This is a genomic window from Pseudomonas sp. RL_105y_Pfl2_101 (assembly GCF_963970585.1).
Classification (GTDB): Bacteria; Pseudomonadota; Gammaproteobacteria; order Pseudomonadales; family Pseudomonadaceae; genus Aquipseudomonas.
In genome coordinates, this window is the sequence record NZ_CAXAPG010000064.1 from 1 (window position 1) to 8,959 (window position 8,959).

7 protein-coding genes and 5 pseudogenes are annotated in these 8,959 nt (G+C 49.7%); all 12 read right to left on the reverse strand.

Annotation, left to right across the window (positions count from 1 at the left end; genetic code table 11):
• Positions 1 to 736, reverse strand: a pseudogene (locus tag AACY31_RS27830) (type IV secretion protein Rhs); the annotation flags it as partial.
• 120 nt (positions 737 to 856) lie between these two features.
• Positions 857 to 982: pseudogene (locus AACY31_RS27835) on the reverse strand (PAAR domain-containing protein); the annotation flags it as partial.
• 41 nt (positions 983 to 1,023) lie between these two features.
• A complete protein-coding gene (locus tag AACY31_RS27840) occupies positions 1,024 to 1,671 on the reverse strand; it encodes a hypothetical protein (RefSeq protein WP_339505505.1) in 648 nt (215 codons plus the stop codon).
• Between the two features lie 203 nt (positions 1,672 to 1,874).
• Positions 1,875 to 2,207: a hypothetical protein gene (locus tag AACY31_RS27845; protein ID WP_339483735.1), complete on the reverse strand. Its 333-nt coding sequence runs from the start codon at positions 2,205 to 2,207 to the stop codon at positions 1,875 to 1,877.
• Positions 2,208 to 2,745: 538 nt separating this feature from the next.
• Complete coding sequence (locus AACY31_RS27850) at positions 2,746 to 3,048, reverse strand: hypothetical protein (RefSeq protein WP_339505507.1); 303 nt, start codon at positions 3,046 to 3,048, stop codon at positions 2,746 to 2,748.
• A 73-nt stretch (positions 3,049 to 3,121) separates the two neighbouring features.
• A complete protein-coding gene (locus tag AACY31_RS27855; RefSeq protein ID WP_339505509.1) occupies positions 3,122 to 3,739 on the reverse strand; it encodes an RHS repeat domain-containing protein in 618 nt (205 codons plus the stop codon).
• A 329-nt stretch (positions 3,740 to 4,068) separates the two neighbouring features.
• Positions 4,069 to 4,389 carry a hypothetical protein gene (locus AACY31_RS27860; RefSeq protein ID WP_339483738.1) on the reverse strand — a complete coding sequence of 107 codons (321 nt, stop codon included), beginning with the start codon at positions 4,387 to 4,389 and terminating at the stop codon, positions 4,069 to 4,071.
• A 92-nt stretch (positions 4,390 to 4,481) separates the two neighbouring features.
• Positions 4,482 to 6,026, reverse strand: a pseudogene (locus AACY31_RS27865) (RHS repeat domain-containing protein); the annotation flags it as partial.
• Positions 6,027 to 6,095: 69 nt separating this feature from the next.
• Positions 6,096 to 6,221 (reverse strand): annotated as a pseudogene (locus AACY31_RS29155) (PAAR domain-containing protein); the annotation flags it as partial.
• A 614-nt stretch (positions 6,222 to 6,835) separates the two neighbouring features.
• A pseudogene (locus tag AACY31_RS27875) lies at positions 6,836 to 7,902 on the reverse strand (IS630 family transposase).
• 143 nt (positions 7,903 to 8,045) lie between these two features.
• A complete protein-coding gene (locus tag AACY31_RS27880; protein ID WP_339493156.1) occupies positions 8,046 to 8,315 on the reverse strand; it encodes a DUF7710 domain-containing protein in 270 nt (89 codons plus the stop codon).
• A 17-nt stretch (positions 8,316 to 8,332) separates the two neighbouring features.
• On the reverse strand, positions 8,333 to 8,959 hold a 627-nt coding region (locus AACY31_RS27885; protein WP_339505513.1), incomplete at its 5' end, for an RHS repeat domain-containing protein.

The window sequence follows — 8,959 nt, forward strand, 5'->3', positions numbered from 1 at the left end:
GGCGCAGGGCACCGTTCTGTTGATGTACCTCGATCAGTCGGTGCTCGGCGTCGTACTCGAAACGCTGGATGCGGCTGCTGCCGATGCGCTTTTCGCTCAGCCGCCCAAAGCGGTCATAGCGATAACGTTTGTCTTGATACACCTGCACGCGGTTGTGCTTGATCAGGCCGTTGACCCGGTAGCCATCGAACAGGTTGCCTGCCGGGTCGTAGTTGAGGCTCTCGATGTACTGGCCCTGCGCTGCGGGGCTGTTGCGGTGCATGCTCTGGATTTGCTCGGCAGGGTTATAGCCGTAGCTGGTGCTGCCTTGATACGACTTGCCGGTCGAGGAGTGGCCGTGGAATCGCCCGATCAGGCTGTCGTCATTGGCCGCCGTGGTCGGGCGATTAGCGCCTGGGCGCTGGGTCTGGGTCAGTATTTCGGCCACCAGATTATCGCTGGCATCGTACTGGTAGTCCTTTTGCAACAGCGGCAGCACCTCGCGGGCGACCTGCTGGTAGTGCAGGGCCTTTTGGCTGAGGCGACCATTGCGGTCGTAGCGCGTGCGGGTCAACAGACTGCCTTGGGTGCGCAAGACCTCGTCATGCAGTTGATCGCGCTCGAAGTCGCTGATCACCCGGCCACCCAGGTTGATTTGATGCAGATGGCCGCTGCCGTAGTACAAATGGTTGAGCTGACGTTGATCGGGCAGGGTCAGGGTTTGCAGGTTGCCCAGTTCATCGTAGTCGTACTGCAACAGGCCGGCGCTATTGGTCTCGCTGAGCAGTTGGCCGAGGGCGTCGTAGGATGTGTGCCTCCTTATTGTTGTGATTATTTGTGAAAAGCTAGTGGAGTTTCATTGCAGGAACTGCGGTTGTCAGCGGCTCTCGGCAGCGCGGGAACCGCTGGCGATCAAGGTCGCGCCGCAGGTGGTTTTCATGTCATCCAAATCCACGGGAATGCCGTTGACGGAATGGGTGCCGCTGCATTCGGTAATTGGGAAGTGGCCCTTACAATAAGGGGCGCATCACCAAGTTGCCGTTATCAGTTATTTTTAAACATATTATTTTTTCGCGCAATATCCGATGGCCCTAAATACACAAACCCGCGCTCTGCATCATCAAACTCGCCAATTGGCTTCAATACAAAGCCGTTTGAATGGCTAATGCTGCAAATAAAATTTAGATCTTCAGTGATTTTACCTGCCCATCCTGGATTTAAAAAAGTAGAAATATCGCAATTCTTGGGTAGGCCTACAATATAAGAGGCGCGCTCGCTTAATATGGCGGATAGTGTAGATGTTAGGGAAGGCTCGGACAGATTTATCGCCCCAAAAAACTTAATGCCTTCCCTTCCTTTAATAAGGTGATCTTGATGATCCTTGCCATGAAAAATTTCGACCCCTCTTGCTTTTAAACTGCCCCACAACCTTCTGTGACGGGTAATGCGATTATCTGGCTGCCATGAGTAAGATCCCATAAAGAGCCAAATATTTTGTTCTGGAATCGCACTTTTAAAGCCCGTGTACAGGGTTTTCAGTATGTGTAACTGGATTTGCCGTGAACGCCCTGCCGTCGTCCAGCTAATTGCAGATAAACTGCATTCATCTGAATTTACAGCTCTGCCAAGATGAATTACATCATTATCCTGAAAGGCATTTTCACTGCTGTTGGTTTTAATTTCAGTAATCATAGTGGTTGCCTGGCTCATCATTGAAATAAGCTCTATTTTGGAGTTCCCTATGCCGAATTCCCGGCCTTGTCGTAGTGATACTGGCGCTGCAGGTGTGGTCCGACTTCCTCGAACAGACGGCTGAGCGGGTCGTAGCTGAAGCGCAGGATTTCGGACTGCACACCCAGGCGTTTGCCCTGCGGTAAACTCCGTTGTAGACGAGCCTACGTTTTTATTAGCGCCAAGAGCATATTGTTTAATTTTGGTTCATATGATTCGTTCCATGCATCCATGGAGAAGTCGCTTATTTTATATAAGTCATTAGGGTCGTAGTGGCATATGACACAGCGAATAGTTCCCATGGTGAACCAAATTGTAAACTCTTTTAGCTTGTCGCTAGATTTTACATCTGTGGACTTCAATGCCGTTTGTATGTCTCTTATCAATTTATCGAACAAAGGGGCGTTGAACGTCTTCTCCTCAAATAATTCAAAGCAAAATGTACCTTCGAATAGATCGTCTTTGTTTTTTAGAATTTCATTTTCTAGCTGATTCATGAATTTAAGTCCGTCGGGATGTTAACAGCCCGGGCCGATTCGGTTTGCGGCGCGCGTAGATTTTGCAGCGTTGTATTTGCCGTCAAGATTGAAAACGCCTTTTGATGAGTTTTGTGATGAGAAGGTTTCTATATGATCCTTGTGCATGCCATCCATATAATAGTAGTCGCCGGGCTTAAATTTTACATCGTCAACTTGCGTCTTTTTCGTGATCTTGAATATTTGTTGGCCTTGATATGTTTTTCCTGTTCTTGCCGACACTGACTCGAGTGCTTCTCCTAAGGATGGTCGGTATTTACGTCCGGGAGGCTGACCAGTAATGCATCAATAAAGTCTTCATAAGGCCATAATGCTGGGAATCTCAGTGCGCCCCCTCTTGAGAGTTCTTGGTTCTGATAGTTTATTAGTTTTTTATAGATTTACTGAATTCCGCAGTGACGCTTTAGCTCTTTTTGGGGAAGCTGGGATATCTTTATCTTTATCTTTATCTTTATCTTTATCTTTATCTTTATCTTTATCTTTATCTTTATCTTTATCTTTATGTTGTGCTGTATACGAATGTCTTGAGTTCTTTTTTCCAACAGTTTTTGTCTTGATCGAAATATAGCTTGATATTATCTTTGCTTCTCCTTACGTAAAGTATGTCGGATATTTTTTCTGTTCTTTTTCCAAGATCGTTGAAAAGGTGGAATGTATAGGTTTCTTTGTTGGATGTCCGCTCATTCACTAGTAGCCACTCTATCCTGTCGTCTGCAGCAGAGAACATTTCATTTTCATTTATTAGTGACCAGCCTGATATTTCGAGTGCTTCCTTCAGGTCGAATAGTTTTTCTTTGTTCATCATAAGCTCCCTAAAAAATCTTTTGGTGGGGTAACCCCGCTGCGTCTCAGTCCCGTAATGAGATCATTTTTTGTCATGGGGGCGTCTGGGCCTCCTGGGTGCGCAAGACCTGATCGTGCTCGAAGTCGCTGATCACCCGGCCATTGAGGTTGAGCTGATGCAGATGGCTGCTGCCGTAGTACAAATGGTTGAGCTGACGCTGATCGGGTAGGGTCAGGGTTTCAAGGTTGCCCAGCGCGTCGTAAGCGTATTTCAATTCTCCGGCGCTATTGGTCTCGCTGAACAGTTGACCGAGGACATCGTAGGTATAGTCGAGCCGCCGCTCTTCACCTTGTTTGTTTATAAAGGCAATCGACAACAGGTTGTCGGCGTTATCGTAGGCGTACTCGGTGACCCCGTCGTCGGTGCGTTTTCGGACCAACCGTCCGAGAGCGTCGCGCTCGAAATAATGCTCCAGCGGCGTGTGTGGCTCGGCCACGTCTTTGCCGTCCAGCTCCGGTTCGGCGAGCGGTGCAGGGATATGGTGGATACCCTTGACCTCGCCCAACGGGTCGTACTGGTAAATGCGCCCGCTACCATCCAGATCCTGCTGGGCCAGCAGCCGGTCCAGCGCATCCCGCTCGAAGCGGTAGCATTCGTGGTTTTCATTGCTCAGGTGCAGCGGGCGGCTATTGGGTACTATCGCGATCATCGTCGGGAGTAGCTGCGTTGATAATTAAATTTTGTATATTCCTGACCGACAGATAAATAAATGAATTAGCCGCTCAGGCCGCTAGCTTTGAGTCAATGGGCTTGCTCAGTTCTTTCTTGTAGTTAGATGAGTTGTCTTCGAGCAACCCTTCGAATATGGAACTTATCACTCTCATCAAGGTTGATTTGTTCTTGCCTGGGTCTGAGTGCATTTCTTTGTTTGGTTATTCTGAATGATCATCTGAAAAAGCCAAATGTCCAAAAAGTAACTTCAAGGATACGCTCCTCAGACGGCTACATTGCAAATAGAAGGTTTTTTCAAAAAATGTCTTAGTCTAGGTTGGCTAAAAGTTTAATGATTTCATTTTTGTTTTTTTCGTATGGTGGTTTCCAATATGTTGTATCATTCTCAATCCATTTATCATATGCATCAACGCCCAGTTCTTCGGATAGACTATGGTGGAGAATTTTTCTTGTTTCAGCTAGTTTGTCAAGGACGTCTTTTTCTCTGAAAAATAATAACAGCGCTAGTGCGGTAGTTTCTTTGTCTTCAAATCCAGAACCTATTTTGTCAATAGTAATCACCACTTCTTCTAGATGGGTCAGAATACTTTTGAGCTCTGACATTCCTATTCTGCATTTCTTGCTCATTTTATGGGCACCGTTTGTTGAAAGAGGTTGTTTTTTTATCTAGCACGACGTCGCCTTTTATTTTGAACTCCTCAACGCCTAAATTGTTTTTTCTAAAACTCTACTCTTCCAGTGTCTATATCGAAGTCAATATGGTTTCGGGCGTGGTGTGGTCTTATTTTGAATTTTTTAGCTGCATCGGCCATGCTCAGCGGCTTCCCTTTGGCTTTGGTGGCAAATACGGAATTTTGGTCGCCGGCCTTAATTACCATACTATTTTTTATTCCCTCTAATCCTTGATTGCTCGTGTAATGCCGTAAGCGAATAGTTTCGAGGCCGAGCGGATCAATCCATCCCATCGGGTTTGGCGAATACTGATAGAGGTTCAGCCCACCCGCCAACCCAATCGGATCCGGCTGAGTAAACCGCCCCACATCCGGATCAAAAAACCTGAAGGTGTTGTAGTGCAGCCCGGTTTCGCGGTCAAGGTACTGGCCCTGAAAACGCAGGTTCTGCTCACGTCCCGGTTGTTGATCATGCCACTCATCCCGCGTCCTGCCCCAGGCCTGGTATTCGCTGTGCCACACCGTGTGGCCGTCCGTATCGGTCAGCTGTTCCGGCAGCCCTGCCAGGTTGGTGTGTAAGTAGAAGATCGCCTCGCTACCGGGCTTGCCATCAAGGCGGGCCAGGGGTTCATAGCTGCCCGGATCGGCATACACGTACAGGCTGGGCCTGCCGTCCTGCACCTCTTCCAGCAATCGCAAGCCTTGCCATTGGAACAGGGTGCGATTACTGGGTTCGGCGGCGCCGTCGTGATACACCTGCTTGCTGATCCGCCGGCCCAGCGGGTCGTAGCCGAATACCACCCGTTGGCGCATGGCGCCGTTCTGTTGGTGTACCTCGATCAGTCTGTGTTCGGCGTCGTACTCGAAGCGTTGAATGCGGTTGCTGCCAATACGCTTTTCGCTCAGCCGCCCAAAACGGTCATAGCGATAACGCTTGTCCTGATACACATGCACCCGGTTGTGCTTGATCAGGCCGTTGACCCAATAGCCATCAAACAGGTTGCCGGCCGCATCGTAGTTGAGGCTTTCGATGTGCTGGCCCAGCGCCGTCGGGCTGCTGCGGTGCATGCTCTGGAGCTGCTCGGCGGGGTTGTAGCCGTATTGGGCGCTGCCTTGATAGCTCTTGCCGGTCGATGATTGGTTCTGGAAGCGACCAATCAGGCTGTCGTCATTGGCCGCCGTGGTCGGGCGGTTAGCGCCAGGGCGCTGGGTCTGGGTCAGTATCTCGGCCACCAAGTTGTCGCTGGCATCGTACTGGTAGTCCTTCTGCAACAGCGGCAGTACCTCGCGGGCAACCTGCTGGTAGTGCAGGGCCTTTTAGCTGAGGCGGTCGTAGCGGTCGTAGCGCGTGCGGGTCAGCAGACTACCCTGGGTGCGCAAGACCTCGTCATGCAGCTGATCGTGCTCGAAGTCGCTGATCACCCGGCCATTGAGGTTGAGCTGATGCAGATGGCTGCTGCCGTAGTACAAATGGTTGAGCTGACGCTGATCGGGTAGGGTCAGGGTTTCAAGGTTGCCCAGCGCGTCGTAAGCGTATTTCAATTCTCCGGCGCTATTGGTCTCGCTGAGCAGTTGACCGAGGGCGTCGTAGGATGTGTGCTTCCTTATTGTTGCGATTATTTGTGAAAAGCTAGTGGTGTTTCATTGCAGGAACTGCGGTTGTCAGCGGTTCTCGGCAGCGCGGGAGCCGCTGGCGATCAAAGTCGTGCCGCAGGTAGTCTTCATGTCATCCAAATCCACGGGAATGCCGTTGACGGAATGGGTGCCGCTGCATTCGGTAATTGGGAAGTGGCCCTTACAATAAGGGGCGCATCACCAAGTTGCCGTTATTAGTTATTTTTAAACATATTAATTTTCCGCGCAATATCCGATGGTCCTAAATACACAAACCCGCTCTCTGCATCATCAAACTCGCCAATTGGGTTCAATGCAAAGCCGTTTGAATGGCTAATGCTGCAAATAAAATTTATATCTTCAGTGATTTTGCCTGCCCATCCTGGATTTAAAAAAGTAGAGATATCGCAATTCTTGGGTAGGCCTACAATATAAGAGGCGCGCTCGCTTAATATGGCGGATAGTGTAGATGTTAGGGAAGGCTCGAACAGATTTATCGCCCAAAAAACTTAATGCCTTCCCTTCCTTTAATAAGGTGATTTTGATGATACTTGCCATGAAAAATTTCGACCCCTCTTGCTTTTAAACTGCCCCACAACCTTCTGTGACGGGTAATGTGATTATCTGGCTGCCATGAGTAAGATCCCATAAATAGCCAAATATTTTGTTCTGGAATCGCACTTTTAAAGCCAGGACTTTCAAGGTCTTTGATAAAATCCCCCAAAACTCCAGTCAGGGTGACGAAAACGATGTGGGCAGAAGTTCTAGTGTGCTGTTCTCGAAATAATCTACCCATTAGCCTGTGAGGCCATCGCTTCTCGGGCTCGCTTTATTTTGTTCAAGATATCCTCACCTTTTGCGTTCCAGACATAGCGGGTCGGCTGCGCATTTCGCAGTGCCAGGAAGGTGGTGATCGAGCTTTCCAGTTCGCGAACCGAACTGAAACTGCCGTCGCGCAGGTACACCGTGATATCGTGAAAGAAGCGTTCAACCATGTTCATCCACGAGCTGGAGGGGTGAAATGCATGTGGAAACGGTTATGTTTTTCCAGCCATGCCTTCACTTTTGGATGCTTGTGCGTGGCGTAGTTATCGACGATCAAATGCAGCTGAAGATGTTTGGGCGTTTCTCGATTGATCTTCTTGAGAAATTCCAGCCATTCCTGATGCCGGTGTTGGCGCTCAATGGAGCTGATCAAGCGTCCCTGGAGATAATCCAGCGCAGTGAACAAGGTGACGGTGCCAAGGCGGATATAATCGTGCGATTGTGTGCGGATATGACCGATCCCCAAAGGCAGCCCTGGCTGGCTACGCTCAAGAGCTTGAACTTGGCTTTTTTCATCGCAGCAGAGCACCAAAGCCTTGTCCGGCGGGGCCAGGTAGAGTCCGATGACGTCCCAGAATTTCTCTTCAAAGTTCGGGTCATTGGACAATTTAAAGGTGCGGGTCAGGTGCGGTTTCAAGTCATTGGCCGCCCAGAGTTTGTGCACGCTGGTGGCCGAAATTCCAGCCGCTCGGGCCATGCTTCGGCAGCTCCATCGAGGTTCACCGATACGCGGTTGAGTGACTTGCTCAAGGACACGACGCACCGTTTCAAGGCGCAAAAATGGTTTACGCCCCCGACCTGGCTTATCAAGCAAACCGTCCAGCCGTTGAGCCTGGAAGCGCTGACACCAGCACGTGATAACGGGGAGCGAGAACCCGGTCAGCCGGGCGATCTCTACTCGCGTACACCCTTGGGCCGCCAACAGAATCACTCGGGCGCGGCGGCCGTCGCGCTGGCTGATGGCCGAACGTACACGCCGGCTCAGCTCGGCATGTTCTTCTGGGCTGAGGACAATGTTGAGTGCGTTCACCGGTGCCTCTCCGAACGTTGGATGACACGGGAAGTGTAGCCAATATCTGAGAAGTGTTAATTCGAAAACAGCACACTAGTTGCCGTTAAGTTATGGTCAGGTGATCAGACTCCCTGCCGAATTCGTAGCAAAGCATGAGGTGGTCAATCTTCCTCTCCATCTTCAAAGTGAAGGTGATCCATGGATGCACACGTGAAACTGCCAATAAATGACGATGAGTTATGTTTGTCTTCGGTTGGGCGGAATAAGCTATTTTTAATTGCCCAATCATAAATCCCTATGTTGACAGGGTACTTAGTAAGAATTCCTGTGAGTTTGTTGTGATTTACCCAGTCTTTTGCATCTTCAAGCGAAATGAACAGTGCTGATGGAAAGCGAGCCATCTCGCCATTAAACACCCAAATATATTTCATTTTTGTATGGATTCCTATTAATGATTTTGGAACTTGAACCAGCGTTGTATTTTGTCAACTGATTTTCTGATTGCCGATTTGTTGATGTTAATCGCAGCTTGTTGCTCAGAAGTCGGAGTGGGAGAGCCTTTTATTGGTTTTCCTGCTTGACCAATTTTTGTCTCTTTACCACCTCCCTTGACGTGCAAATGTGCGGGCCCGTGATCCCCACTTCGGGTGTAGTGGACAATTTTAACATTTCCATGTTGTGCGATTAATTTTGGTGGTAGTACTGGCTCGGTAAACTCGCCGTTTCCCTTGGTGGTATCGCATGGATTCAATCCAAATGGATCAATCCACACAATCGGGTTCGGCGCGTACTGATAGAGGTTATCCCCACCCAACAATCCAATCGGATCCGGCTGGGTAAACCGCCCCACCTCCGGATCAAAAAACCTGAAGGTGTTGTAGTGCAGCCCGGTTTCGCGGTCAAGGTACTGCCCCTGAAAGCGCAGGTTCTGCTCACCTCCTGCCTGCCGATCATGCCACTCGTCCCGCGTCCTGCCCCAGGCCTGGTACTCGCTGTGCCACACCGTGTGGCCGTCCGTATCGGTCAGCTGTTCCGGCAGCCCGGCCAGGTTGGTGTGGAAGTAGAAGATCGCCTC